At 65.0% G+C, this 26,468-nt stretch carries 26 protein-coding genes and 1 riboswitch; of the genes, 10 read left to right on the forward strand and 16 right to left on the reverse strand.

Annotation, left to right across the window (positions count from 1 at the left end; genetic code table 11):
• Nucleotides 1–528: 528 nt before the first annotated feature.
• Complete coding sequence (locus HYH08_RS30735; RefSeq protein WP_220013578.1) at nt 529–1,281, reverse strand: SDR family NAD(P)-dependent oxidoreductase; 753 nt, start codon at nt 1,279–1,281, stop codon at nt 529–531.
• Nucleotides 1,282–1,307: 26 nt separating this feature from the next.
• Nucleotides 1,308–1,949 (reverse strand): pyridoxamine 5'-phosphate oxidase, encoded by a 642-nt coding sequence (pdxH, locus tag HYH08_RS30740; RefSeq protein ID WP_220013579.1) that lies wholly within the window; start codon nt 1,947–1,949, stop codon nt 1,308–1,310.
• 113 nt (nt 1,950–2,062) lie between these two features.
• Between pdxH and HYH08_RS30745 the strand changes: the two genes are divergently transcribed.
• A complete protein-coding gene (locus HYH08_RS30745) occupies nt 2,063–2,470 on the forward strand; it encodes an RT0821/Lpp0805 family surface protein (protein ID WP_220013580.1) in 408 nt (135 codons plus the stop codon).
• A gap of 158 nt (nt 2,471–2,628) precedes the next feature.
• Entirely contained in the window at nt 2,629–3,591 is a 963-nt protein-coding gene (locus HYH08_RS30750; RefSeq protein WP_220013581.1) for a DnaJ C-terminal domain-containing protein, read from the forward strand.
• A gap of 350 nt (nt 3,592–3,941) precedes the next feature.
• Here the strand turns inward: HYH08_RS30750 and HYH08_RS30755 are convergent, their stop codons facing one another.
• Nucleotides 3,942–4,712: an anti-sigma factor family protein gene (locus tag HYH08_RS30755; RefSeq protein ID WP_220013582.1), complete on the reverse strand. Its 771-nt coding sequence runs from the start codon at nt 4,710–4,712 to the stop codon at nt 3,942–3,944.
• Nucleotides 4,713–4,818: 106 nt separating this feature from the next.
• Nucleotides 4,819–5,307 carry a sigma-70 family RNA polymerase sigma factor gene (locus HYH08_RS30760; protein WP_220013583.1) on the reverse strand — a complete coding sequence of 163 codons (489 nt, stop codon included), beginning with the start codon at nt 5,305–5,307 and terminating at the stop codon, nt 4,819–4,821.
• Between the two features lie 171 nt (nt 5,308–5,478).
• Between HYH08_RS30760 and fabI the strand changes: the two genes are divergently transcribed.
• The 4 genes from fabI to HYH08_RS30780 all read left to right on the forward strand — a co-directional run bounded on the left by fabI (nt 5,479) and on the right by HYH08_RS30780 (nt 9,349).
• On the forward strand, nt 5,479–6,294 hold the full coding sequence (gene fabI, locus HYH08_RS30765) for an enoyl-ACP reductase FabI (protein ID WP_220013584.1): 816 nt from the start codon (nt 5,479–5,481) through the stop codon (nt 6,292–6,294).
• A 13-nt stretch (nt 6,295–6,307) separates the two neighbouring features.
• Nucleotides 6,308–6,907, forward strand: coding sequence for a histidine phosphatase family protein (locus HYH08_RS30770; RefSeq protein WP_220013585.1), 600 nt, complete (start codon nt 6,308–6,310; stop codon nt 6,905–6,907).
• A 76-nt stretch (nt 6,908–6,983) separates the two neighbouring features.
• The gene (gene aroC, locus HYH08_RS30775; protein ID WP_220013586.1) at nt 6,984–8,072 is read left to right on the forward strand and encodes a chorismate synthase; all 1,089 of its coding nucleotides are present in this window, start codon (nt 6,984–6,986) and stop codon (nt 8,070–8,072) included.
• A gap of 86 nt (nt 8,073–8,158) precedes the next feature.
• Complete coding sequence (locus HYH08_RS30780; RefSeq protein WP_220013587.1) at nt 8,159–9,349, forward strand: adenylate/guanylate cyclase domain-containing protein; 1,191 nt, start codon at nt 8,159–8,161, stop codon at nt 9,347–9,349.
• A gap of 45 nt (nt 9,350–9,394) precedes the next feature.
• Here HYH08_RS30780 and clpS read toward each other — a convergent pair whose 3' ends face one another.
• The 3 genes from clpS to HYH08_RS30795 form a co-directional block, all read right to left on the reverse strand.
• Nucleotides 9,395–9,700, reverse strand: a complete 306-nt coding sequence (clpS, locus tag HYH08_RS30785; protein ID WP_220013588.1) for an ATP-dependent Clp protease adapter ClpS — start codon at nt 9,698–9,700, stop codon at nt 9,395–9,397.
• Nucleotides 9,701–9,838: 138 nt separating this feature from the next.
• The gene (gene crcB, locus HYH08_RS30790; protein WP_220013589.1) at nt 9,839–10,222 is read right to left on the reverse strand and encodes a fluoride efflux transporter CrcB; all 384 of its coding nucleotides are present in this window, start codon (nt 10,220–10,222) and stop codon (nt 9,839–9,841) included.
• Nucleotides 10,223–10,253: 31 nt separating this feature from the next.
• Nucleotides 10,254–11,462: an MFS transporter gene (locus HYH08_RS30795; protein WP_220013590.1), complete on the reverse strand. Its 1,209-nt coding sequence runs from the start codon at nt 11,460–11,462 to the stop codon at nt 10,254–10,256.
• 89 nt (nt 11,463–11,551) lie between these two features.
• Nucleotides 11,552–11,629: riboswitch (Fluoride riboswitch) on the reverse strand.
• Nucleotides 11,630–11,817: 188 nt separating this feature from the next.
• Between HYH08_RS30795 and HYH08_RS30800 the strand changes: the two genes are divergently transcribed.
• A complete protein-coding gene (locus tag HYH08_RS30800) occupies nt 11,818–12,687 on the forward strand; it encodes a DUF1194 domain-containing protein (RefSeq protein ID WP_220013591.1) in 870 nt (289 codons plus the stop codon).
• A 177-nt stretch (nt 12,688–12,864) separates the two neighbouring features.
• A complete protein-coding gene (locus HYH08_RS30805; protein WP_220013592.1) occupies nt 12,865–13,500 on the forward strand; it encodes a hypothetical protein in 636 nt (211 codons plus the stop codon).
• 163 nt (nt 13,501–13,663) lie between these two features.
• Here the strand turns inward: HYH08_RS30805 and HYH08_RS30810 are convergent, their stop codons facing one another.
• Complete coding sequence (locus tag HYH08_RS30810) at nt 13,664–14,722, reverse strand: class I SAM-dependent methyltransferase (RefSeq protein ID WP_220013593.1); 1,059 nt, start codon at nt 14,720–14,722, stop codon at nt 13,664–13,666.
• Between the two features lie 167 nt (nt 14,723–14,889).
• Here HYH08_RS30810 and HYH08_RS30815 point away from each other — a divergent pair, with 167 nt between their 5' ends.
• Complete coding sequence (locus HYH08_RS30815; protein WP_220013594.1) at nt 14,890–15,492, forward strand: hypothetical protein; 603 nt, start codon at nt 14,890–14,892, stop codon at nt 15,490–15,492.
• Here the strand turns inward: HYH08_RS30815 and HYH08_RS30820 are convergent, their stop codons facing one another.
• From HYH08_RS30820 to HYH08_RS30855, 8 genes are all read right to left on the reverse strand, one after another.
• A complete protein-coding gene (locus HYH08_RS30820; protein ID WP_220013595.1) occupies nt 15,493–16,740 on the reverse strand; it encodes a class I SAM-dependent RNA methyltransferase in 1,248 nt (415 codons plus the stop codon).
• The gene (locus tag HYH08_RS30825) at nt 16,733–17,467 is read right to left on the reverse strand and encodes a TlyA family RNA methyltransferase (protein ID WP_220013596.1); all 735 of its coding nucleotides are present in this window, start codon (nt 17,465–17,467) and stop codon (nt 16,733–16,735) included. Before HYH08_RS30825 ends, HYH08_RS30820 begins: the two co-directional genes overlap by 8 nt.
• A gap of 25 nt (nt 17,468–17,492) precedes the next feature.
• On the reverse strand, nt 17,493–18,047 hold the full coding sequence (locus HYH08_RS30830; RefSeq protein ID WP_220013597.1) for a nucleoside 2-deoxyribosyltransferase: 555 nt from the start codon (nt 18,045–18,047) through the stop codon (nt 17,493–17,495).
• 194 nt (nt 18,048–18,241) lie between these two features.
• Nucleotides 18,242–20,170 (reverse strand): 1-deoxy-D-xylulose-5-phosphate synthase, encoded by a 1,929-nt coding sequence (gene dxs / locus HYH08_RS30835; RefSeq protein WP_220013598.1) that lies wholly within the window; start codon nt 20,168–20,170, stop codon nt 18,242–18,244.
• 608 nt (nt 20,171–20,778) lie between these two features.
• Nucleotides 20,779–21,030: an exodeoxyribonuclease VII small subunit gene (locus tag HYH08_RS30840; RefSeq protein ID WP_008132970.1), complete on the reverse strand. Its 252-nt coding sequence runs from the start codon at nt 21,028–21,030 to the stop codon at nt 20,779–20,781.
• A gap of 75 nt (nt 21,031–21,105) precedes the next feature.
• The gene (locus HYH08_RS30845; protein WP_220013599.1) at nt 21,106–22,035 is read right to left on the reverse strand and encodes a histone deacetylase family protein; all 930 of its coding nucleotides are present in this window, start codon (nt 22,033–22,035) and stop codon (nt 21,106–21,108) included.
• Between the two features lie 128 nt (nt 22,036–22,163).
• A complete protein-coding gene (locus HYH08_RS30850; protein ID WP_220013600.1) occupies nt 22,164–23,819 on the reverse strand; it encodes a bifunctional metallophosphatase/5'-nucleotidase in 1,656 nt (551 codons plus the stop codon).
• 257 nt (nt 23,820–24,076) lie between these two features.
• Complete coding sequence (locus tag HYH08_RS30855; protein ID WP_220013601.1) at nt 24,077–24,835, reverse strand: enoyl-CoA hydratase-related protein; 759 nt, start codon at nt 24,833–24,835, stop codon at nt 24,077–24,079.
• A gap of 311 nt (nt 24,836–25,146) precedes the next feature.
• On the opposite strand from HYH08_RS30855, the gene HYH08_RS30860 reads away from it, so the two are divergent.
• A complete protein-coding gene (locus HYH08_RS30860) occupies nt 25,147–26,397 on the forward strand; it encodes an MFS transporter (RefSeq protein ID WP_220013602.1) in 1,251 nt (416 codons plus the stop codon).
• Nucleotides 26,398–26,468 lie beyond the last annotated feature (71 nt).

Genomic DNA, 26,468 nt, shown 5'->3' on the forward strand with positions numbered 1-26,468 from the left:
CGCAGCGGACCGCGGGTGCCAGTCGGCACCCGGTCTTCCCTGCGCCCTCTTGGATGAGAGGGTGAAGTGACCAGGCAAAGCTCGGGCGAAACGCGCCGCGAGGATGAACATGCATGTCCGCAACCACACACTCACTGTCATCGCCCGGCTTGACCGGGCGATCCAGTACGCCGAGACGGTTGTGATTGAATCGATAGGCCGCGGCTTACTGGATTCCCCGCCTTCGCGGGGAATGACAGTGTCAGTTGGAGAACCAGGATGCCGCCTCATACACCGTCATTGCGAGGAGCTCTTGCGACGAAGCAATCCAGAGTCCTTCCGCGGAGGGATTCTGGATTGCTTCGCTCCGCTCGCAATGACGAGGAGAGAGCCAGGGCCAAACTCCGCTCTCGTGCCCCGGACGCAGCGCAGCGCTATCCCGGCGATGCGAAGCATCGTCCGGAGCGGCGGTGCGCTGCAGCGCGTCCGGGGCACGAGAGTGAGGTGGTCGCCATGACCCTGATATCGCCGCGCAATGACGCGCGCGGATCACACGTGCTGGCCGCCGTTGATGTGGATCTCGGCGCCGTTGACGTAGGAACTGGTGTCCGTGCACAGCACGTAAATGATCTTGGCGACCTCGTCGGGCGTACCGAGGCGGTGCATCGGGATCTGCTGGTCGACGATCTTCTCGGTGCCCGGCGACAGGATCGAGGTGTCGATCTCGCCCGGCGCGATCGCGTTGACGCGGACGCCGACGCGGCCGAAGTCGGAGGCCATTTCGCGTGTGAGCGAAGCCAGCGCGGCCTTCGAGGTCGCATAGGCCGCGCCCGCGAAGGGATGTACCCGCGAGCCGGCAATCGAGGTGACGTTCACCACCGAGCCCTTGGCCGCCTTCAACTCTTCGATCAGCCCGCGCGCGATCATGATCGGCGCGAAGAAGTTGACGTGGAAGACGTGCGTCCATGTATCGAGATCGGTGTCGACCGAGCCGAGCCGGGAGCCGCCGGGGCCCTTCGGCGAGATCGCGGCGTTGTTGACCAGCGCATGCAGCATGCCGCCTTCGAGACGGTTGCGGATCTCGGAGATCGCGCGCGTGGTGTCCTGGGGGTTACCGAGGTCGACCTGGATGTGATCCTCGGGGCCTGCGTCCCACGGGCAGTCCTCGGGAAAGGCATGCCGCGAGCAGGTGATGACGCGCCAGCCCGCCGAGGAGAAGCGGATCACGGTGGCGTGGCCGATGCCGCGGCTCGCTCCGGTCAGGAGCAGCGTGCGGCGCGGCGCATTGGACGAATGCGGCATGGACATCTTTCAGGTCGGCCTTTGGCTTACGGATACATCCGCGTCTTGGACCATGGCTGGCCGGCCGCGTCACGGCGAAATTCGATGCGGTCGTGCAGGCGGAAGGGGCGGTCGTGCCAGAACTCGATGCGGACAGGCGCGATGCGCCAGCCGCTCCAGCCCGGCGGGCGCGGCACCTCGCCGATGACGTGCCTGGCTGCGACCTTGGCGATTGCCTGCTCGAACGCGAAGCGGCTCTCCAGCGCCTCGGACTGCTTGCTGGCCCAGGCGCCGATCTGCGCCTGCTTCGGGCGCGTTGCGAAATAGGCGTCGGCTTCCGCATCGGTCACCGGCGTCACGTTGCCGCGGATGCGGACCTGACGGCGCAGCGACTTCCAGTGAAAAAGTAACGCGGCCTTAGGATTTGCGGCGAGTTCGCGGCCCTTTTGGCTGGCGATGTGGCTGTAGAAGACGAAACCCTCGGTATCGAAGCCTTTCATCAGCACCATGCGCACGTCAGGCATCCCCTCGGGGTCGACCGTTGCGAGCGCCATGGCGTTCGGATCGTTCGGCTCGCTCTTGATCGCCTCGTTCAGCCAGGCCTCGAACAGCGCAAAAGGCTCGTCGGCGGCGGTGAAATCACCGGATGTTAAGGGTGTCTGGTGTTTCATCGAGGTCGTGTCGGTCATGTCCGGAGTCCGAGTTGCGTCCCGCGGCCCTAAACGCGTTGTCGTCCGCTACCGCCCTATATAGGGCATGGGGACGCGTTGGCCTATCGGCGATCCGTCCATCCGGCTTTGTCATGACGATGATTCTGATCGGGCTCGGCACCGGCGGCTGCAGCTTTTCCCGCAACGACACCCGCGCCTATGCCAAGGCCGACGACAGCGACCTCACCGGCTCGATCGCGGTGCAGGCGAAAGACGCCGCGCCGACCGAGACGGATCTCGCCTTCGCCCGCAACGCCGCCTCCGATGTCCTGAGCAAAGGCGACAAGGATTCCAGCCAGCACTGGGAAAATCCGGAGACCGGCGCCCGCGGCTCGGTGACGCCGATCGCGCAGTCCTATGCCGCCGAGGACGGCCGCAAGTGCCGCGATTTCCTGGCGAGCTATGTCAATGGCGCCACCGAAAGCTGGCTCCAGGGGGCCGGATGCCAAAGCAGCCGTGGCCGTTGGGAGATTCATACGCTAAAGCCGTGGCGGAGCTGAGCATGATCCGGGAGCCGGTTTTCCGATAAGATCATCCTCGAATCGTCGCGCTTCGGCCGGCGACCCTAGTTGCAAAAATGCCACTCACCTCCCACATGAGGCTCATGCGGGGCGGGGAGCCCTTTGAACAATTCGATTCCGTGAAGGAGACGTGACGGATGCGCGACCCCTATGAGGTCTTGGGGGTGCCGCGGAGCGCCAACGCTGCCGCCATCAAGAGCGCCTATCGCAAGCTTGCCAAGAAGCACCATCCCGACAGCAACAAGGACGATCCGAAGGCCGCCGAACGTTTCGCCGAGATCAATTCGGCCAACGAGATTCTCGGCGACGAGGACAAGCGCAAGCAGTTCGACCGCGGCGAGATCGACGCCGAGGGCAAGCCGCGCTTCCAGGGCTTTCCGGGGGGCGGCGGGCCGCGCGGTCGTGCCGGTCCCGGCGGCTTCGAGAGCTATACGTTCCGCTCCGGCGGCGGCGCCGGCCCGGGTGGCGGTGCCTTCGAGGACATCCTCAACAGCATGTTCGGCGGCGGGATGCGCGGTGCGCGGCCCGGCGCCGGTAGCGCCGGGCAGTTCGAATTCGACACCGGCGGGATCGGGCTCGATCTCGACGTCAACGTCGCCATGTCCGTTTCGCTGGAAGAGTCGGTCAAGGGCGGCGAGAAGCGCGTCCGGCTGCCGAATGGCAAGGAGCTCAACGTCAAGATTCCGGCCGGGGTCACCGAAGGCCAGCAGATCCGGTTGCGCGGGCAGGGTGAGAGCGCCCAGGGCCATCCGCCCGGCGATCTCCTGATCACCATCAGCGTTGCGCCGCACCCGTTCTTCAAGGTCGAGGGCGCGGACCTCAGGATCGACCTGCCGGTCACGCTGTACGAGGCGGTGCTCGGCGGCAAGGTCCGGGTGCCGACCCTCGGCAATGCGGTGGAGCTGTCAGTGCCGAAAAACACCTCCAGTGGCCGGACCTTCCGTCTCAAGGGTAAGGGCCTGCCGAAATCCGGCGGAACCGGGGATCTCTTCGTCACCATCAGGATTATGCTACCGGATGGGAACGACGCCGAGCTTGAGGCATTGATGGAGAAGTGGCGGGACCAGCACCCATACAATCCACGTAGCGGGCTTGGCTAGGGTGGCGAAGAACTGAAGGGGGTCTCCTAAAGGCCTAGCGCATCGCCCAACGGATGATGCTCATCATACACGCGGAGCGTGGTAGCGCTTCATGTGCTCGACGGGTCGGCTGTCCGGCGGGGCCGCCGATAAAAAGGTGCGGCCTCGAGAGGGGGACCAGCGCGGTACCAAAAACCCCAATCGAGGCCGCCCGCGTCGATCGGCGGATCGAACGCCGCTCATAATCGCGTGATCACCCGGTGCGATAATGAGACGCGCCGATGTCTTGATTCGAAATTTTCAATGACGGAATCGAGGCACCGCGTCTTTTGAAGGACGCCCACGCCAAGCTGGGGCTATGGCGGTCTCATTCAGCCGCCGTTTTTTTCCGCCTGGTCGTACACGGCCTGCGCCACCTTGGTCAGCCGCTCGCGGTCGCTGCCGCCGCTGACGACGTAGCCGACGCCGCGCTCGGCCCAGAACAGCGCGCCGTCCTTGTCCGTCTTGGCGTAGCGCATTTGCGTCGCACCATTCTCGGTCTTGGCGGTGTAGATCGTGTACCGCTCGCCCGAGGCGCCCTCATACATCAGGAATGACGCCGGCCCGTTCGGTCCCGGCAGCAGCCGGCCGCCCACCAGCTTCAGCCCGCTAGCCTCCAAATTCGGCGCGAACACGGTCCAGCCGCAGCGCCGGGTCAGCCAGGCCTGGAGATGGTCGCGCTCGTTGCCGCCGACTTCGACCGGGTGGCGGACCTCGACCACGTAGAGGCGGTGGGCGTCAAGCGCGTCCGCGGTGAAGCTCTGGAAGGTCGAGGGCGCGTTGGCGGCGCCATGGGCGACCCAGCCGGCGGTGCCGCCGGCGACGAAGGCCACCAGCACAGCCGCTGCGGCGCCATAGAACCATTGCCGCGGGCGGCGCTCCAATCGCTCGAGCTCCAGCCGGGCCGGCACCGGCTCCTGGGCGACGGCGTCATAACGGGCGTGCAGCATCTCCGCCATGGCCCGCCAGGATTGCACCCGTTCGGCATCGTCAGGGTGGGCCGCGAGCCAGGCCTCGACGTCGGCGCGGCGCTCTGCCGGCAGCTCGCCGTCGACATAGGCGTGCAGCTCGTCCTCGGTAATGGGAATATTGTGGTCGTTCATATCGGTCGTCTCTGGCTCTGCGGCCCAAAAAATTCGGTGCGGTTCAACTGCGCCGCTTCTGTCTCCGTGCAGGAAATGCGGCTTATGCGATGCATCAATCCTGCCATCATTTCACCCGCCTGAGCGCCGGGCGCTCACCCTCCAGCGAGGCTTTGACGTGGGCTCTCGCCCGAGCCAGGCGCGACATCACGGTGCCGATCGGCACGCCCTGGATGTCGGCAACCTCGCGGTAGCTCATGCCCTCCAGCATCACCAGCAGCAGCACCGAGCGCTGCTCCTCGACCAGCGTCGAGAGCGCCTTCTCGATGTCGCGTCCCTCGGCTTCGGTCCCGCTGGCATCCGGATTGTTCTCCGTCAGCTGCGTGAATTGCGGACGTCGTGCCAGCGAGCGCCGCCGATTCTTGTTGAGGTTGGTCAGGATCGTGTAGAGCCAGCTCCTGACGTCGCCTCCGAGAAACAATCGCTCCGAACGCAGCGCACGCACCAGCGTGTCCTGGACCAGATCATCGGCCGCATCCGCATCGCGCGTCAGCGCGCGGGCGTAGCGGCGCAACGCCGGGATCATGGCTTCCACGCTCTGGCGAAACGCATTCATGCCGTCTTCGATGTCCTGCCGTTCGGCGCAAGCGCCACAATCATCATAACACCCGAACGGAACGGCTATTCCGGTGCCCGAAACAGCGTTAACGCCGCGTATTAGGGCTGTACCGCAAGGGAGGGCTGGTGTACCTCCAGACCTAACGAGAGCTCGACGGGACGTGCAAAAATGGCGCAGAATTCAGGTCTGATGCAGGGCAAGCGCGGGGTGATCCTCGGCCTTGCCAACAACCGCTCGATCGCCTGGGGCATCGCCAAGGCATGCCATGCCGCCGGCGCCGAGCTTGCCTTCACCTATCAAGGCGATGCGCTGAAGAAGCGCGTCGAGCCGCTCGCCGCCGAGATCGGCGGCCTCGTGCTCGGCCATTGCGACGTCACGGACGCCGCGACTATCGACGCGGCGTTTGCGGTGCTGCAGGAGAAGTGGGGCAAGATCGATTTCCTGGTGCATGCGATCGCCTATGGCGAGCAGCTCGACGGCCGCTACGTCGACACCACGGCCGAGAACTTTTCCAAGTCGATGCTGATCTCCTGCTACTCGTTCACTGCGGTAGCGCAGCGCGCCGAGAAGCTGATGACCGATGGCGGCTCGCTGATCACGCTCTCCTATTACGGCGCCGAGAAGTGGATGCCGCATTACAACGTGATGGGCGTGGCGAAAGCGGCGCTGGAAGCCAGCGTGCGCTATCTCGCCGCCGATCTCGGCGAGAAGAACATCCGCGTCAACGCGATCTCGGCGGGGCCGATCAAGACGCTTGCCGCGTCCGGCATTGGCGACTTCCGCTATATCCTGAAGTGGAACGAGAACAACGCGCCGATGCGGCGCAACGTCTCGACCGAGGACGTCGGCGGCAGTGCGCTGTATTTGCTGTCAGACCTCTCGCGCGGCGTCACTGGCGAGGTGCACCATGTCGATTCCGGGTATCACGTGCTGGGCATGAAGCGCCCGGACGCGCCGGACATCTCGTTCGGCAGCAAGGACTGACATCTCACTCGGAATGCCCGTGCCCACGATCTATTACCTTCGCCATGGCGAGACCGAGTGGAATGCGCTCGGAAGACTTCAGGGCACCCGGGACATTCCGCTGAATGCACGCGGGCGCAGTCAGGCCGTGCAGGCAGGCCTCCTGCTGGCCGATCTGTTCAAGCGCGATGGCCGCGACAAGGCGGCGTTGCCCTACGTCTCGAGCCCGCTCGGCCGGGCGCGTCAGACCATGGAACTCGCGCGCGGCAAGCTCGAACTACCGGTCGCGGATTACGCGCTCGACGACCGGCTGCGCGAGATCGGCTATGGCGTCTGGGAAGGGCTGACGCTGGCCGAGAGCGAGGCGAGAGATCCCGAAATTTACGCCAGGCGCCTTGCCGACAAATGGACGGTGGCGCCGGCGGGTGCGGAAACCTACGCCGACGTGCAGGTCCGCGTGCGCGCCTGGTATGACGAGCTCAAGGCCGACACCGTCGCGGTCGCCCATGGCGGCACCTGCCGGGCCCTGATGGTGTCCTTGGGGATCGAGACCCCCGCGAGCGCCGCCGAGCTCTACATCGAGCAGGGCACCGTCTACGTGTTCCGCGACGGCCGGCTGGAGAAGTATAGTTAAGCTCTGACTGCGGAGCGGGTTTGACCCCCGGCCCCCCGCGCGTTACCACACGCCGGAACCGAACCTGCGAGCAGCGATGTCATTCAACACCTTCGGCCACATGTTCCGCGTCACCACCTTCGGCGAGAGCCACGGGGTGGCGATCGGCTGCGTGGTCGACGGCTGTCCGCCGATGATCCCGCTCACGGAGGCCGATATCCAGACCGACCTCGATCGCCGCCGCCCCGGCCAGTCGCGCTTCACCACCCAGCGCCAGGAGCCGGATCAGGTCAAGATCCTGTCGGGCGTGATGGCGCATCCGGAGACCGGCGTGCAGGTGACGACGGGCACGCCGATCGGGCTGCTGATCGAGAACACCGACCAGCGCTCGAAGGACTATTCCGAGATCAAGGACAAGTTTCGCCCCGGCCATGCCGACTTCACCTATGAGGCGAAATACGGCCTGCGCGACTATCGCGGCGGCGGGCGCTCCTCCGCACGCGAGACCGCAACGCGCGTCGCCGCCGGCGCTATCGCGCGAAAGGTGCTGCCGGACGTGAGGGTGCGCGGCGCGCTGGTGCAGATGGGTCCGCACAAGATCGATCGCGCGAACTGGGACTGGGACGAGGTCGCCAAAAATCCGTTCTTCTGCCCTGACAAGGACAAGGCCGCATTCTTCGAGACCTATCTCGACGGCATCCGCAAGAGCGGCTCCTCGATCGGCGCGGTGCTGGAGATTGTCGCCGAAGGCGTGCCGGCGGGATTGGGCGCGCCGATCTACGCAAAACTCGATTCCGATCTTGCGGGCGCGATGATGACCATCAATGCCGTGAAGGGCGTCGAGATCGGCGCCGGCTTCGGGGCGGCTGAATTGACCGGCGAGGAGAACGCCGACGAGATGCGCACGGGCAATGACGGCACGCGTTTTTTGTCCAATCATGCCGGCGGCGTGCTCGGTGGCATCTCCACGGGGCAGCCGATCGTGGTGCGCTTTGCCGTGAAGCCGACCTCGTCAATCCTGCAACCGCGCCTCACCGTCGATCGCCAAGGCGCCGACACCGAGATCATGACAAAAGGCCGCCACGACCCCTGCGTCGGCATCCGCGCCGTCCCCGTCGGCGAAGCCATGATGGCCTGCGTGCTGGCGGATCACTTTTTGCGCGATCGCGGGCAGGTCGGCCGCTAGCGCTGTCCGCGCTTGAAGCTTTCGCGTCAAGGTACCAGCCGACCGCGCAGCTTGACGATTTCACAACTTCGTCCGCAAATGCGGACATGCAAAACTCCGATATCCAGCGCATCACCAACTGGCTGATCGACGGCGCGAGGTCGTCGGGGACGCCGTCCCAGATGATCGCCGCAGTCTGCGAGCATCTGGTCGCGGCCGGCCTGCCGCTGTCACGGTTCGGCATCTTCATCCGCACGCTGCATCCGGAAATCTTCGGACGCAACTTCATCTGGCGGGAGGGCCAGAAGGTCGAGATCGGCACCGTCGATTTCGAGATTCTGGAGACGCCCGAATTCGCCAAGAGTCCGCTGAGGATCGTATTCGAGGAGGGGATCGAGGTCAGGGGCCGCATGGACGACCCCGACAGCAGGCGCTTTCCCTTCCTGGACGACATGCGCGCCGAAGGCGTGACCGACTATCTCGCGATGCCGATGCACTATCTCGACGGCTCGGTTCACGCGACGAGCTGGATCACGCGGCGTCCCGGCGGCTTCAGCGACGACGATATCGCGGCGATCCGGACCATCGTGACGCCGCTGGCGCGCGTCAGCGAGATCGTCAGCCTGCGCCGCACCGCCGAGATGCTGCTCGACACCTATGTCGGCAACCGCGCCGGCGCGCGCATTCTCGGCGGCCAGATCCGCCGCGGTCATAACGACACCATGCAGGCCGCGATCTGGCTCTCGGATTTGCGCGGCTTCACCGCGCTATCGGACCGGCTGCCGCCCGAGACCGTGGTCGAGATCCTCAACCATTATTTCGATTGCCAGGTGACCGCGATCCGGGGACATGGCGGCGAGGTGTTGAAATTCATGGGCGACGGCCTGCTCGCGGTGTTCCCGATCGATGAATATGTCGGCGATGCCGCCCATGTCTGCGCGCGCGTGCTGGAGGCCGCGCGCGAATCCCGCGCCAGCGTCGAGGCGCTCGCCTATCCCGTGGGCGATGTCATCGAGCGCTTCCGCTTCGGCGTCGCGCTGCATGTCGGCAACATCCTCTATGGCAATATCGGCGGCGGCAACCGCCTCGACTTCACCTGCATCGGCCCCGCCGTCAATCTCGCGGCGCGGCTGGAGAAGATCGCAGGGAAGCTCGGCCGCACCGTCGTGGTTTCGGAAGTCTTCGCCAATGCCTGCCGCCACGACTGGCGCGAGCTCGGCGAATTTCCGATCGCAGGTTTTTCCAGGGCGCAACGCGTCTACGGGCTCGCCGAGGAGACGCCGGTGGTGATGGCGTGAGGGTGGACGAATTCGATATCAGCCATCGCGGCGCGAACTTGCGCCTTATTCCTCTGGCTCGGTCGTGAATAGCAGCGGATAGCCCTTGGCGCGGCCGGCATCGGTCGCGCGCGTCGCCTTGGTCTCGGCAACGTCCTTGGTGAACACGGCGACCACGCAAGCGCCGAGCTTGTGCGCGGTGATCATCACCTTGTAGGCCTGATCCTCGGTCATGCGGAATTCGGCCTTGAGGATCATCGTGACGAACTCACGCGGCGTGTAGTCGTCGTTGATCAGGATGACCTTGTGCAGCTTGGGCCGCTCGACCTTGGTCTTTGTCCTGGTTTTCGGCGTGGTGACGGTGTCGGCCATCGTGTCCTGAAGCGCCCCGGTGCTGATGAGCTTCCAGCTGCTCCATCATACTGCAGGACCGGGGAACTCTCCAAGGTCAGCGGTGCCCTCGCGATCATGCCGTCAGGGACGGGCAGGAATGCGCGAGCCGCGCGGGGCTCACGGAAGTGTGCGAACGAATTGCATTGCCGCGATGAGAGCGCCCACCGATAACGCCACGGATGCCATCATGTAGATGGCCGAGCTCCAGGTCTGTCCGCGCTCGATCAGATACCAAGCGTCGAGCGAGAAGGTGGAGAATGTCGTGTATCCACCACAGATCCCGACCGTCAGGAAAATCCGCGCGGCTTGCGGCAGGTTCCATCGGGTCGCGAACAGCGCTGCGAAAAGGCCGATCAGGAACGAACCTGTGACATTGATGATGAGGGTACCCCAGGGAAAATCGGTGCCGAACAGACGGCCCGAACCGATCGCAACGAGATAGCGCACGACTGCGCCGAGTGCTCCGCCCGCAGCAACCGCCAGAATGAATTGAACGTTCAACGTCTCGTCCCCCAGTTTGCACTGTGCATGATCATGTGTCCGCCGCAGCCGGGCCGTTGCCGACGCTGAGCAGCCCGACGAGCGCGATCAGTGCAAAGCCGAGTCCGGTCAGGAACGTGCCTGCCGGACCATAGTGATCCCACAGCGCGCCGGCGATCACGCTCGCGGCCAGCACCGCAAGGCCCGTGAACAGGTTGAAATAGCCGAAGGCGGTGCCGCGCAGGCTTGGCGGCGCGGCATCGGCGACCAGGGCCGACAGCAGGCCTTGCGTCAACCCCATGTGAAGCCCCCACAGCACCACGCCGAGCGCGAGGCCCGCAAGGCTCGGCAGCAGCGCGAGTACGAGATCGGCGCCGGCAAGAAAGACGAGGCCGAGCGCGAGCAGGCCGGTCCGGTTGATCCGGTCCGACAGCACGCCGGCCGGGTAGGCGGAGAGCGCGTAGGTGATGTTCATCAGCACCAGCACCGCCGGCACCCACATCGCGTTGAGACCGATGTTCTGCGCACGCAGGATCAGGAAGGCCTCGCTGAAGCGGGCGAGGGTGAACACGACACCGACCGCGACGACGCGCCAGTACACCGATCCAAGCTGCCGCATCGCGGCGCCGTTCAGCGGATTCCTTGCGGGCTCCCGGCTCGGGTCCGGTTCCGGCTCGCTCACCGCAAAGGCAATCAGGCCGAATGACAGGAAGGCCGGCAGCACCGCAACCCAGAAGACAAGGGTGAAATTATCCGCCGTCCACCACATCAGGCCGATCGCCGCGAGCGGTCCGACGAAGGCGCCGACGGTGTCGAGCGATTGCCGCAGGCCGAAGCTCGCGCCGCGCAGGCCCGCCGGCGCGATATCGGCGATCAGCGCATCGCGCGGTGCGCCGCGGATGCCCTTGCCGACCCGGTCGATGAAGCGCGCGGCCACCAGCCATCCGACATTTGGGGCGAGCGGAAACAGCGGCTTTGTCAGCGCGGCCAGCCCGTAGCCGAGCGCGGCGAGCAGCTTGCGGCGGCCGAGCCAGTCCGACAGCGCACCGGAGAAGATTTTCGTGATCGAGGCGGTTGCCTCCGCGATGCCCTCGATGAAGCCGACCGTGAGCGTGGATGCACCGAGCACGGTGACGAGATAGACCGGCAGCAGGGCGTGGATCATCTCGGAGGAGACGTCCATCAGCATCGAAACGAAGCCGAGCACCCAGATGCCCCTGGGCAGCCCGCTGCGTGCCGCATTCGGTGTCGTCGTCGTCACGTCCCGTCCTTCTTTCAGGCAACAAAAAACCCGCCATCGGCGGGTTTGTCCATGCTCCCGCCAAAGGCAGAGGCCCAAACATTGCCCCACCTCAAGCAGGAGTCATCAGCCCACTACGGTGACAGGCCGCCGGGCGGTTATCGGGGGACTCCATCCCCATCTGTGCGTCCAGCCTAGCATGGATATCGCGCCGGACAAGTGGGCGCGGGAACGTCTCCACATGGTGCGTGTTCCAGCGGCGTGGGCGCGGCGACACGATGGCGGCGATGCACTCGAATGTGAAGCGCAAGCGATCTTCGCACTTTGCGGCAAGACGTTTGCATGTCACCATCGCGTCATACGACGGGAGACTGCGATGCGCTTGCTGTTCTCGATCGGGGCTGTGCTGGTGGCCGGCATCCTTGCCGGAGGGGATGTCGCGGGCCTGGCGGCACCAGGGCCCAAGCTTGATCCGCCCAAACAGCAGCCGCAGCGGCTCGCAGCCGACAGGGATGCGCAGACGGTCGATGTCGAGCTGATCCTCGCGGTCGACGTCTCCTACTCCATGGACATGGACGAGCTCGCAATCCAGCGCGAAGGCTATGCGCAGGCGATCCAGTCGAAGGAGTTCTTGCAGGCGCTCAAGCTCGGCCCGAACGGCCGGATCGCGGTGACCTATTTCGAATGGGCCGCTTCCACCGACCAGAAGATCATCATTCCGTGGCGGCTGGTCGACGGACCGGAGACGGCGGATGCGGTCGCCGCCGAGATCATGAAGACTCCGATCCGGCGCGCCTCTCGCACATCGATCTCGGGCGCGATCAGTTTCGCGATGCCGCTGTTCGACGAGGATCCCTATCGTGGACTGCGCCGCGTCATCGACATTTCCGGCGATGGTCCCAACAACAATGGCGGGCCGGTCACCGTGGCGCGCGACGCTGCGCTCGAGAAGGGCATCGTCATCAACGGCCTGCCGATCATGGTCAAGGAGCCGTCCTATTCGACCATGGATATCGATAACCTCGATTACTATTACGAGGACTGCGTCGTCGGCGGTCCGGGCGCTTTCGTGATCGCGATCAAGGACCGCGACAAGTTCAAGGAAGCGATCCGCACCAAGCTGCTGATGGAGGTTGCCGGCCGCGTGCCGGATCGTCCCCTGATGCGTGTCGCCGACAAGGACAAGGAGCCGCGGGTCAATTGCATGATCGGCGAGAAGATCTGGTCGGATCGCTGGGGACGCTGATCGTGCCCTGCGCGTGGGACCATTTGCCCTGTCTCGCCTCCGGACGATCTTAACCATACGTTAATCGCTGCATGGCCCTAATCGGCCTGTTTCCGCCCATGTCCGGACGGTGTCCCGATGTGACGCGTCGGGCGCGTGAACGAAAGCGAGCCCGTCAGACACTCCGCCGAGCAATCAATGGCCGCCATCTCGCCGAGCACCAACCAGATATCACCCGCCAACGAGCGGCTGTATCACCAGAGTGCCCTGGTCGGTGACTGGAAGGGCAATTGGGTCGGCAATAATCAACCCGTCAGCTTCAAAGTGGTGAACATCCGTGGCTCCCGTGCGCAGGTGGAGTACACCCATCAGGGCCACACCGAGCGCGGCTTTGGTCAGGTCAGCGGTACGCTCATCACCTTTAACGGAGTCACGGTCGGCACCAAGGACGGCAAGAACATGGTGCTCTTGTACTCCGTGGGCAATGTTGGCCGGCAGACCGCAAATCTCGAGAAGCAGGCGCCGCCCGCCTCCGACAGCAATTTGATGGGAAGCTGGGGTGGTTATTCCGCCGACAACGGCAAGAGCGCAAGCTTCCGTGTCCTCGCCATCAACGGCAAGGAGGCCACGGTCAGCGTCACCACCGACGGCATCACCCGGCAGGGTACCGGCTATGTCTACAAGAACGCGATCATGTTCGGGCAGTCGCAGATATCGACCGACGACGGCAAGAACGGCAAGATCATCTACCAGGTCGGCAGCAAATCCTTCTCGGTGCCGGTGACGAAATATCCGCCGGCGGATTCGTCCTCCTCCGTGGACAAGACGGCCTGAGCGCGTCTCCGCCGCTTCCTCACCAGTTCGGCTTGCCACAGAAATCATCCACCGTCCTGGCGGCGCTGCGCCGATAGTCGATGCCGACGGCAATCGGCTCACCATCGGCATGGGGACGGACGCCGCGGCCTGACACCGCTGGCCGCGCGCGTCCGGTGTTGGCTCAGACCCGCGCCTCCAGGATCAGGTTGAACGGCGTTTCCGCGGCGCGGCGGAAGCGCGACAGGCCGCCTTCGTCTGCGACTTTGCGCAACCTTGCCTCGCCGGCTTGCGCGCCGAGTGCAAGACCCACCTCCTGATCAAGCGAGGCGGGCGTGCAGATCATGGTCGAGGCCGCATAATAGACGCGCCCGACCGGGTTTAGATTGTCCTCGAGACGGTCGCCTGCGAACGGCTCGACCAGCATGCAGGTGCCGTCCGCGGCCATGGTCTCGCGCACGTGACGGATGGCGCCGACGGGATCGCCCATGTCGTGCAGGCAATCGAAGAAGCAGATGAGATCATAGCCCTCGGCCGGGTACGTCTTGGCCGAGTGCACCGCGAAGCTGACACGGTCGCCCAGCTTCGCTTCAGCGGCTGCCTTTCGCGCTGCCTCGATCGAGCCCTCGTGATAGTCGAAGCCGTAGAAGCGGGAGTTCGGAAAAGCCTCTGCCATCAGCCGGGTCGAGACGCCGTGTCCGCAGCCGACATCGGCGACCTTGGCGCCGCGGTTCAGCTTGTCCACGACGCCGTCGAGCGCGGGCAGCCACGCCTGCACGAGATTGTGCATGTAGCCCGTGCGGAAGAAGCGGGCGGTGCCGCAGAACAGGCACTCGCTGCGCCGATTCCAGCCGACGCCCTTGCCGCTCTTGAATGCGTCCGTGATCTTCGGCTCGTCGAGAAACGCCGCGGCGATGACATTGCCGACCGCGCCGAGAAACACCGGGCTGTTCTCGTCGGCAAGCGCCATCGCCTGCTCCGGGAGCATCGAGAACTTGCCGGAAGCAGAGTCGTATTCCACGTAACCGGAGGCGGCCTGGCTCGCCAACCATTCACGGACGTAGCGTTCGTTTGTTCCGCTGGCGCTCGCCAGCTCGGCGGAATTCATGGGTCCCTTGGCGGCGAGGGCGCGGTAGAGGCCGAGCTTGTCGCCCAGCAGGACCAGCGATGCATTCATCGCCGCTCCGACCTCGGTGATCATCTTACCCATAAAGGCATTCAACCTGTCGGAATTCACCTCCATGACAGCCTCCATGCTGACGCGCCCCTTACGTGGGTCAATCCGGTGCACGGGAAGTTCAACGCGGCGGGAAAACGTGATCCCGGAACCCAAGGGAGGACCGGCGCCACCGTGCTGGCATTCACGATATCCGGAGGGTATAATTCACAGATCTTTTAACGGTCACCTGAATGTCCAACCTTGCACGTTTTTACGGTCTTGCAGCTCTCTTTGCTGTGTTCTGTCTCGGCGAGGCGCCGGCTCATGCGCAAGCCGCACCCCTGCAATATTGGATCCCGGGCGGGCCTTTCGGCTTTGGCGGCCTTGCCGGCCAGAGTGCCGACGCTTACGGCAATTTTCCGAGCTTCGGTGCCGGCGATGCAGGCGCGCGAACCAATTTTGCCAACGGCTTCTTTGTCGACAGCCAGCGTGGCAGTCTGAATTGGAGCGGCCTTGGCCAAACCGGGCTGACCGGTAATTTCAGCGCGCTCTCCTACGACAGCACGCAGTTCGGCTACAACACCAAGACCGCGGGCGGCATGCCGGTCTCATTCTTTGCCGGCTTCAGCTCGCAGAAATACGGCGATGGCATCGGCAGCTCGCTTGCGCCGCTCACCTCTGGCGCCTCGCCCGGTTACAGCGCGTTCGCGGGCGTCGAGTTCAAGCCGACGTCCAATCTCAGCCTGTCGTTCGGGGCCGGGTTCACCCAGCAGGACTCCGGCCGGATGGATAGCGATATCCGATCGAACATGCTGCCTGGCGAATCGCCGGCGCTGAGCGGGCTGCGGCGCTGATCAGCGCGTGAATTTCGCCACCAGCTCGACATGCGGGGTGTGGCGAAACTGATCCACCGGCACGACGGTGTCGATCTTGTACCCGCCATCGATCAGCAGTCGCGCGTCGCGGGCGAAGGTCGCGACATTGCAGGACACCGCGATCACGACGGGCACCTTGCTCGCAGCAAGCTTCAGGGCCTGCGCCTGCGCGCCCTGGCGCGGCGGGTCGAACACCACGGCGTCGAAATCGCGCAGCTCCGGCGGCACCAGCGGACGGCGGAACAGGTCGCGCGGCTCGCACCTGATCGGCTTCAGGCCTGGTGTGCGCGCAGCTTTCGCAAGCGCTGCAATGGCGCCGGAATCGTTGTCGTAGGCGGCGACGCGCGCCCTCTCGGCAAGCCTCAGCGCAAACGGGCCGACACCGCAGAAGAGGTCGAGCACCTCCTTGGCCTTGCCGACGCGCTCGGCGACGAGTGCGGCAAGCGTCTCCTCGCCGGCGACGGTTGCTTGCAGGAACGAGCCCGGCGGCAACGTCACCTCGGCGCGGCCCATCTTCACGATCGGCGCGAGGCGTTGCAGCACCAGTTCGCCATGCCGCGTCAGCCGCGCCAGGCGATGCTGCTCGGCGACGCGCGACAGCGCGGTGACCAGCGGCGTCGGCAGCGGGCCTGAGCCGCGCACATCGATGTCGAGGCCGTTGATGGTGGCGGTGACCTGGATGTCCAGCGGCTTCGTCACCGGCATTTTCGACGTCAGCGGCTCGGCCAGCGCCCAGGCAGCATCGAGCGCGCCTGCGAGCGCGGGATCGAGGATCGGGCAGCGATCGATCGGGATGACATCGTGCGAGCTCATTGCGGAGAAGCCGACCTTGAGGATGTCATGGGTGCCGAAGCGTCCGTGCAGCGTCACGCGCCGGCGGCCTGCGCCATGGGCATCGACCAGCGGCGCCACCGCGCAATCGATGCTGGCCTGCGCCAGCGTCTCGACCACGATGTTGCGTTTCCAGGCGTGATAAGGCTCGGCTGCCCAGTGCTGGATCGCGCAGCCGCCGCAGACGCCGAAATGCGGGCAGAACGGCTCGATGCGCTCGGGGCTTGCGAGATCGACTGCCAGCAGCTTGCGGCGGTCGGGATGATGGCCGGCGACGTGATCGACCTCGACGGTCTCGCCGCCGAGCGTATAGGGCACATAGATCGCCTCGCCGGTCGTGAGTGACACGCCATCGCCGCGGTGGCCGACGTGATCGACCGTCAAACGCTCAACCACGGCGCGCGCCCAGGAAGAATTCGATATTGCCGTCGCCGCCGGCAATCGAGGAGGGGAATACATCGATCTCGGTGCAGCCGAGCGAGGCCGCAAAGGCCGCGATTTCGTCGCAGATCTCTCGATGTACCGCGGCATCGCGAATGATGCCCTTCTTGTTGTGCTTCCGCTCGGCTTCGAATTGCGGCTTGATCAGCGCCAGCAGGCTCATCGGCGCCGCCGCCAGTGACAGCGCCACGGGCAGCACCGTCTTCAGCGAGATGAAACTGACGTCGATGACGACGACGTCGGGCCGCGCCGGCAAGCGCTTTCCCTCGTAACTTCGGATGTCGGTCTCCTCCATCGACATGATTTTGGGATGCCCGCGCAGCGAGGGATGCAGCTGGCTGGTGCCGACGTCGATGGCGAACACGAGGCTCGCACCGTTCGCCAGCAGCACCTCCGTGAAGCCGCCGGTGGAGGCGCCGACATCGAGGCAGACATGGTCCTCGATCTCGATTGGGTAGCGCTCCAGCGCGCCGGCGAGCTTGACGCCGCCGCGCGAGACGTAGGGATGCGCCGGCTCGGCCTGGATCACCGCGTCCTCGGCGATCGTCTCCGAGGGCTTTGCGACCTGCTTGTCGTCGGCCCTGACGAGTCCCGCTTCGATAGCCGCACGCGCGCGGGCCCGGCTCTCGAACAGGCCGCGCTCGACCAGCAGAACATCCGCGCGCTTGCGGGCAGGGGACATCGTATCTCCGAAAGAGGAATAACGCTTATGTAGCGGTCAATCGCGCGGCCGCCATCCGGACGCAAGTCTCGAACGCGGTCAGATCGTGCCAGACGTCGATCGGCATCGCGGCCGGCGTCACCAGCGGGCAGCCGTGCAGCTCCAGCGCATGGATCATCATGAGGTTGTCGACCAGGCCAAAGTCCTCGACCGTCAGCCCGTGCGCATCGACCAGCCGCCCGTCCTCGGACGTGACATTCATGAAGCGCGTGACGCGGTCCGCGTAAGTGGCGGGATCGTTGCAATAGGCCAGGCAAAACTTGCGGCGGCCGGCCATGTAGCCGAGCTCGTAGACGGTGCCGGGATCGGCGCCCGCGCCGCGGAACGGCGTCAGGTTCGCGATGATGGCATCGGCCCCGTCCATCATTGCCTCGTTGGCGCAAAAGATCTGCCGCGAGGCGTCGGGCGCGGTGAGGTCGATCGTGTTGTCGAGCGGATAGAGACCGGTGAGACCATGCGCGGCACAGATCGCGGCCTTCTGCCGCCCGATCTCAACCGCATCCGGCAGGAACACGTCAGGGCCTGCCAGATAGATTTTCATGGGGGCACCGATCGAGGGAGCATCGAGTTGCGGCGGCATCGGCGGTGCAACACCTCTCCCATCGGGAGAGGTCGGCGCGAGGCGCCGGGTGAGGGTTACGCTCTCACGAGGAGCCTGAACCCCTCACCCGGATTGCTTGCGCAATCCGACCTCTCCCGATGGGAGAGGTGGGGTCCAGTGCCTGCCGCGACAGATCAAGCCAGCTTGACCGTCTCGGCCTTGACGTCCTTGCCGAGCGCTTCGAACACCTTGGCGACGATGCCCTTGGCGTCGAGGCCGGCGCGGGCGTACATCGCTGCCGGCGTGTCGTGGTCTTGGAACACGTCGGGCAGCACCATCGAGCGGAACCTGACCATGCCGGTGTCGAGCACGCCCTGATCGGTCAGGAACTGCGCGACATGCGAGCCGAAGCCGCCGATCGAGCCTTCCTCGATGGTGATCAGCACGTCGTGGTCACGCGCGAGCTTGAGCACCAGCTCGGTGTCGAGCGGCTTCATGAAGCGCGCGTCCGCAATCGAGGTCGAAAGGCCGTGGGCGGCGAGCTCGTCGGCCGCTTTCTCGCATTCGGCCAGACGCGTGCCGAAGGAGAGCAGGGCGATCTTGTTGCCCTGGCGGATCATGCGGCCCTTGCCGATCTCTAGCGGAACGCCGACGTCGGGCATCTCGATGCCGCGGCCTTCGCCGCGCGGATAGCGCAGCGAGCTCGGACGGTCGTCGATCGCGACCTGGGTTGCCACCATGTGCACCAGCTCGGCCTCATCCGCCGCAGCCATGATCACCATGTTCGGCAGACAGCCGAGATAGGCGTTGTCGAACGAGCCAGCGTGGGTCGCGCCGTCGGCGCCGACGAGGCCGGCGCGATCGATGGCGAAGCGGACGGGCAGGCTCTGGATCGCGACGTCGTGCACGATCTGGTCGTAGCCGCGCTGCAGGAAGGTCGAGTAGATCGCACAGAACGGCTTATAGCCTTCGCTCGCAAGACCGGCGGCAAAGGTCACCGCGTGCTGCTCGGCGATACCGACGTCGAAGGTGCGGTCGGGGAAGGCCTTGTTGAAGATGTCGACGCCGGTGCCCGACGGCATCGCCGCGGTGATGGCGACGATCTTGTCGTCCTTCTGCGCTTCCTTGACGAGGCTCTGGCCGAACACGTTCTGATAGGCCGGCGCGTTCGGCTTGGCCTTGGCTTGCGTGCCGGTCGCGACGTCGAACTTGACGACGGCATGGTACTTGTCGGCGGACGCTTCCGCCGGGCCGTAGCCCTTGCCCTTCTGGGTCACGACATGGACCAGGATCGGGCCTTCCTCCATGTCACGCACGTTCTTCAGCACGGGCAGGAGGTGGTCGAGATTATGACCGTCGATCGGGCCGACGTAATAGAAGCCGAGCTCCTCGAACAGCGTGCCGCCGTCCATCATGAAGCCGCGGGAATATTCCTCGACGCGGTTGGCGCGGTTGGCGAGGATCTTCGGCAGGCGCTTGTTGATCTGCTTGGCCGCATCACGCAGCGTGCGATAAGTCTTGCCGGAGTAGAGGCGCGACAGATAGGCGCTCATGGCGCCGACCGGCGGCGCGATCGACATGTCATTGTCGTTGAGGATGACGATCAGGCGCGAATTCATCGCACCGGCGTTGTTCATGGCCTCATAGGCCATGCCCGCTGACATCGCGCCGTCACCGATCACGGCGATAACGTTGTTCTTGCCGCCGGAGAGGTCGCGCGCGACTGCCATGCCGAGACCGGCCGAAATCGAGGTCGAGGAATGCGCCGCGCCGAACGGATCGTAATCGCTCTCGCTGCGCTTGGTGAAACCGGACAGGCCGCCGCCGGTGCGCAGGGTGCGGATGCGGTCGCGGCGTCCGGTGAGGATCTTGTGCGGATAGGCCTGATGGCCGACGTCCCAGATCAGCCGGTCGCGCGGCGTGTCGAAGACGTAGTGGATCGCAGTGGTGAGCTCGACCACGCCGAGGCCTGCGCCGAAGTGACCGCCGGTCACCGAGACGGCATCGATGGTCTCCTGCCGCAGCTCGTCGGCCACCTGGCGAACCTGCTCGACCTTGAGCTTGCGCAGGTCTTCCGGCGTCCGGATTGTGTCGAGAAGCGGCGTCTTACTGTATGCGTTCACGGCGATTTCCAATTTGTCAGCGCCGGAAGGTCATTCCGGTGCACGATGGGTTTGCACAATATCGGCGCAGCGCGAGTCCTCAAACCGTCGGAGCCACCTGCCTGGGGCCAAGCCTCTTCTTCAAGCTGACAACCCCGTCTTCAAGCTTAGGTGAGCTTAAGTGCGCTCCGGTTCAGTCTCTGTGATCCCTGTCACTTAGATCGGCTTCGTCCGTCCCCAGCCAATTTCATCAGCAGTTTGAAGCGCTTGTCGTTGGTAATCGGTCCCCACGTCAAGGCTAACAAAAAGCCACACTCCGTGCAGCTTTACACCAAAGCTTGGGCCAAAGCCAACCCGCTGGACCGATTACACGCATAGCAGTGCAACCTGCGGGCCAGAGTGGTTAACCTTGGTGCCGGCGAAGGGGTTCCACGCTTGCCCGGTTCCTCGGCAAGATTTTGGGCGGGAACGCGGCTTTTTCGGTGGGATTTGGCAGGGCGGGGAGGCGTCGCGCCAGAGTTCCATGACAGGGCCGCCGCCGCTTGCGCAGCTCCAGCAGAATCAGCGGCGTGCAATCATGAAAAAATGCAGGCAACCGATGCCTGGGGTGGGCGGCTTAGACCCGCGCCTTACTGGACGTCGAGCGGCGCGGTGCCGGTGGCCTGGCCGCTGGCGTCGGTGGTGATCTTGTCGACCCGCGCCTCGGCCTGGCGTAGCAATTCCTCGCAGCGGCGCTTCAAGGCTTCGCCGCGTTCGTAGATCGTGACGGATTCCTCGAGCGGCACCTTGCCGTCCTCGAGCCGCTTCACAATCGTCTCGAGCTCCTCGATCGCGCGCTCGAAGGTGAGCCTGGAGACGTCGACTTGGGTATTTTCGGCCATATCCGTTTCCGATTGCCCGATTCGCAGTCCCTGAAGAGAAGGCTGGTTTTGCGGGCTTAATGTGGCGGGGTCGGTCTAAGCGCCCATCAGGGCGCCGACATGCGCCGTAACAGATTCTTTCAAACCTTGCAGGTCGTAGCCGCCTTCGAGCACGGACACAACACGCCCGCCTGCGGACTTGTCGGCGAGGTCCATCAGCTTGCGCGTGACCCAGGTGTAGTCCTCCGCGCGCAAATTCAGCGAGGCCAGCGGATCGCGATAATGCGCGTCGAAGCCTGCGGAGATGATCAGCAGCTCGGGGCTGAATTTTTCGAGCTGCGGCAGGATCAGGTTCTCGAACGCGGAGCGGAATTCGGGACCGCCGTCCTCGGAGGCGAGCGGCGCGTTGACGATGGTGTCATGGTCGCCGCGCTCGCTCTTTGCGCCGGTGCCCGGAAACAGCGGCATCTGATGCGTCGAGCAGTACATCACGGTCGGGTCGGACCAGAAGATGTCCTGGGTGCCGTTGCCGTGATGCACGTCGAAATCGACGATGGCGGCGCGCTTGATGCCGTATTTGCGCTGCGCATGGCGCGCGGCGATGGCGACATTGTCGAAGAAGCAGAAGCCCATCGGCTTGCCGATCTCGGCGTGATGGCCCGGCGGGCGCACCGCGACGAAGGCGTTGCGATGCTCGCCGTTCATCACCGCCTCGGTCGCCGCGACCGCGCCGCCGACGCCGCGCATCACCGCTTCCCATGTACCCGGCGACATCGAGGTGTCGCCGTCGATATAGATCTGGCCGCTGGTCGGCGCGATGTGGCGGAGCTCGGTCACGTAATGCTCGTTGTGGCACAGCGTCACGAGATCGAGATCGCCTTCCGGCGCCTGATCACGCACCAGGTACTGAAAACGCTCGACCGACAACGCTTCCTCCACCGCGCGCAGGCGGTCCGGCCTTTCGGGATGTCCAGATGGCGTGACGTGGTCGAGGCAAGCCTTGTGGGAGAGGAGAAGCGTGCTCATCAGGTCGGCCTCACGGGGTACGGGCGCTTGACGTCGTTGGCGCATCCGGCGTCAAAACGCAATGCAAATCCCAATCTATGCGTTCCCTAGGGAATGGCAAAGGCCCGCTGCGGCCCGTTTGATCCGGATCAATTCACGCGCAGGATGCGGGTCGGCGGCAGCGGACCGATCGGCCCGTGCGCCCTGAAGAAGGCGAACAGCGCGTCCGCGTCGTAGCCGCCATATCGTGCCGCCGAACCTTGTTTGGCGACAGTAAAGCCGTCGCCGCCGACGGCGAGGTAATCGTTGACGGTGACGCGGTAACCGCTGCCGGCTTCGATCGGCCTGCCGTTGAGCATCATCTTCTCGAGGGCGATGCGCTCGCCGAACGGCTTCGACGCATCCCAGGTGTAACTGAAGCCGTTCGAGACCTGGAGGATTCGCGGTCGCTTCGGATCGAGCCATTGCTGCTCCAGCATGTCCTTGAGCTGGTTGCCGGTCAGCGTCATGGTGACGAGGCGGTTGCGGAACGGCTGGCTCGCGAACAATTCGCCAAAGGACACCGCACCGTTCTCCTTCGGCACGATGTCGGTGCGGATGCCGCCGGGATTGGTGAGCGCGATGACAGCGCTGCCATCCTTCGCGTCCTTGGTGGCGGCGAGCTGCGCATCGGCGATGACATCGCCGAGCGGGCTTTCGCCGGCCTCGTTCGGAACGCGTGACAGCGTCTGCGTCACCGATCCGGCCGGGCGGTTGGCGATCGGCGCGGACAGCTTGTCATAGGCGTCGATCAGCGCGGTCTGATCAGGGTCTTTCGCCAGCGAGGCGTTGGCGACGATGACGTTCTCGGCCCTGGCGCCGACGATGTCGCGGGTGACAGGATCGAGCTTGAGGTCGATCGCCGTGACCAGCGTGCCGTATCTGTCACCGCTGGTGACGAGCCGCCCGTCAACGTTGCAGACATAGGCACGATGCGTGTGGCCGCTGACCACGACGTCGACGGCGCGGTCGAACTTTTTGACGATGTCGACGATCGGCCCGGTAATGGCTGGGCATTCATTGTAGTCGCCCGAGGGCTCGCCGCCCTGGTGGATCAGCACCACGATCGCCTCGACGCCACGCGCCTTCAACTGCGGCACCAGCGCATTCACCGTCTCGGCTTCGTCGCGGAATTCGAGCCCGGCGATGCCTGCGGGCGAAACGATGCCCGCTGTCTCCTTCAAGGTGAGGCCGATGAAGGCGACGGGGATGCCCTCGAACTCACGGATCTCGTAAGGCGGCAGCACGCTCTTGCCGGTTGCGGTCTCCACGGTGGAGGCTGCGAGATAATGGTACTTGGCGCCCGTGAAGGGATGCGGTCCCTGGCAACCATCGACCGGATGGCAGCCGCCGTTCTGCATCCGCAAGAGCTCGGTCTTGCCCTCGTCGAATTCGTGATTGCCGACCGAGGTGATCGCGAGTCCCATCATCGAGAGCGCCTCGACCGAGGGCTCGTCGTGGAACATGGCCGACAGGAACGGGCTCGCGCCGATCAAATCGCCGGCGGCGACGAAGATGGTGTTCTTGTGCCCCTCGCGCAACTGCCTGACCAGCGTCGCCATGTATTCGGCGCCGCCCGCCGTGACCATGACCTTCCTGGTCTTGTCCTCGGGGTCATTGATCCGGATGCCGCCCGGCGGCGGCCGCAGATTGCCGTGGAAATCATTGATGGCGAGAATGCGCAACTCGACCGGCGCAGCGGTCTGGGCCGCGGCGGGCAGGGCGAGGGCAAGCGCGAATGCGGCAAGGATGGATCGGTATCGCATGGAACCAAGATTAGTCGTTCCGCGCGAAGATTTCACGAAGCATTGTCGTGAATGCGCCGCGATTCTTCCTTCTCCCCCTTGTGGGAGAAGGTGGCGCGAAGCGCCGGATGAGGGGTTCTATCCACGAGGATACATGCGAGTCTCGTAGGGTGGGCAAAGCGAAGCGTGCCCACGTCTTTCGTTGTCGTCGAGAGATCGTGGGCACGGCGCAAGGCGCCTTTGCCCGCCTACGATACCGAACTCGCAGCGCGAGCTCGCTACCGCTTCTTCCGGCTCGCAAACGCCTTGAACGCCGCCACGGCATCGTCCGACTTCAACCGTTCGCCGAACAGATGGGCTTCCTGGTCGATGCGGCGGGTCAGCTCTTCCGGCGGGGTGCGCAGCAGCTTGCGCGAGGTCGCGACCGCCTCGGCGGGCAGCCGGCAGATCTCGCGGGCCACCTTGCGCGCCTCGACCTCGGTATGTCCCGGCGAGACCACGGTGTTGACGAAGCCGGCGGCATGCGCCTCGGCTGCGGTGAAGGTCCGTCCCATGATCAGCATGGCAAAGGCGCGCTGATAGCCCATCGTGTTCGGCATCAGCAGGCTTGCGGCACCGACCGGCACGAGCCCGAGATGGATGTAGGGCGCGGAGAAGGTCGCAGCGGTCGAAGCCAGCACGTAGTCGCAATGGAACAGCATCACGGTGCCCATGCCGATCGAGGCGCCGTCGACGGCCGCGATGACTGGCTTGGTATTGAGGGCGAGCGAATAGAGAAACTTGGCGCCGTTCGACAGCGTCTCCGGGCGCGCCGTGTCGGCCTGGAGAAAATCGTCGATGTCGTCACCCGCGGTGAACACGCCGGAGCCGCCGGTGATGATCATGCAGCGGATATCGGGATTGTTCTGCGCGGTGTCGATCGCGCGGCTCATCTCCCGATACATGTCCTGCGTGATTGCGTTCTTCTTGCCGGGGCGGCGCAGGGTGATGACGCGCGTTCCACGCTCTTCGGTGACGACGATATTGCCGTTCGGCATAAAGACCCCCTGCGGTCGCCGTGACACCTGGCTTTGGCGAGTCTCGCAAGCGTCAGCCTACATCATCTTGCAGGCGTGCCAATCCGCCCACGCGACCTTTTCGGCGACGATCCCGTGAAGAGGCGCATGACACCGCTGTCACGAGTCGCTTCCGTCCGGGAACCGCACCGCACCTGATCATGCCGCCCTGTATCGCTTCGCATAGGCAGTTGCGCATTGCAACAAATGGCTACAATGATTCATTTGAAAAACTAGTGGTTGTGAGGCACGATTGCACCTCATGGCGTTCCATTTGGCCGATTGCTCGATTGATGATTGCCACGACGCGCATTGACGAATCCTCGCTGCACTATCGCGGCTGGCGCGTCGTGCTGGCCTGTTTCCTGATGGCCTTCTTCATGTTCGGCTTCGGCCTGTACGGCCAGGGCGTCTACCTCGCCGAGCTGCAGCGGGCCCATGGCTGGCCGGGCACGCTGGTCTCGGCGGCCAGCACGTTCTCGTTTCTCCTGACCTCCGTGCTCGTCATCTTCACCGACGATCTGCTCGCCCGCATGGGGCTGCGCTCGCTGATCCTGTGCGGCCTGTCGGCGCTTGGCGCATCGACGGTGCTGCTGGCGCTGATGCAGACGCCCTGGCAGCTCTATCTCGCCTATGCGCTGATGTCGATCGGCTGGACCGGCATGGGCACGGTGGTCATCGCGACTTTGCTGAATTCCTGGTTCGAGCGGCGGCGCGGCCTCGCGCTCAGCCTCGCCTTCAACGGCGCGACCTGCGGCGGCATCGTGCTCGTGCCGCTGCTGCTGTCGGTGAGCGCCAGCATCGGTTTCCGTTCGGCGATGCTGGTGGCCACCCTGGCGATGCTGGTGCTGGTGCTGCCGGTGGTCGTGATCTTCATCGGCTGGCCGGCGCAGATGTCGCCGGCAGCGGGCGGACGCTTCACCGCCGACGGGCAGGCCGCGCGGACGTCGCGTCGGACACTGCTCTCCAACCCGGCGTTCTGGACCATGGTGCTGCCGATCGCGATCGCGCTGCTGGCGCAGATGGGATTCATCATCCACCAGGTGACGTTTCTCGAACCGCTGATCGGGCGCGCCGCCGCAGGTCTTGCGGTCACCATCATGGCGGCGATGGCGGTGGTGGGGCGCCTCTCGCTCGGCCTGTTGGTCGACCGGCTCGATCCGAGGCTCGCCTGCGCCGTATCGATGACGAGCCAGGGGGCCGCGCTGTTCGTGCTGCTCCAGAGCACCAGCCCCACGGTGCTGCTTGCGTGCTGCGCCATCTACGGCTTCTCGATCGGCAACATGATCACGTTCCCGCCCCTGATCATCCAGCGCGAGATCGGCTTCGCCGCCTTCGCCGCCGCGATGGGGTTGGGCACCTCGATCAGCGGCATCATCAGCGCCTTCGGCCCCGGTATTGTCGGCTTAGTGCGGAGCTTCACCGGCAGCTACACGACGGCATTCGCGCTGTGCGTGATGCTGGATTTGGTGGCGGCAAGCGTCGTGCTGTGGCGGCCGGGGAAGAGACTGGAAGATTCGCCCACACTATCACCGTCACCCTGAGGTGGCCGCTTCTTCGGCGGCCCTCGAAGGGCGACGGCCCGCCTGCATCTCGGCCGCTCATCCTTCGAGGC

It is taken from the genome of Bradyrhizobium sp. BR 10289 (genome assembly GCF_019455385.1).
In the GTDB taxonomy this organism is placed as follows: Bacteria; Pseudomonadota; Alphaproteobacteria; order Rhizobiales; family Xanthobacteraceae; genus Bradyrhizobium.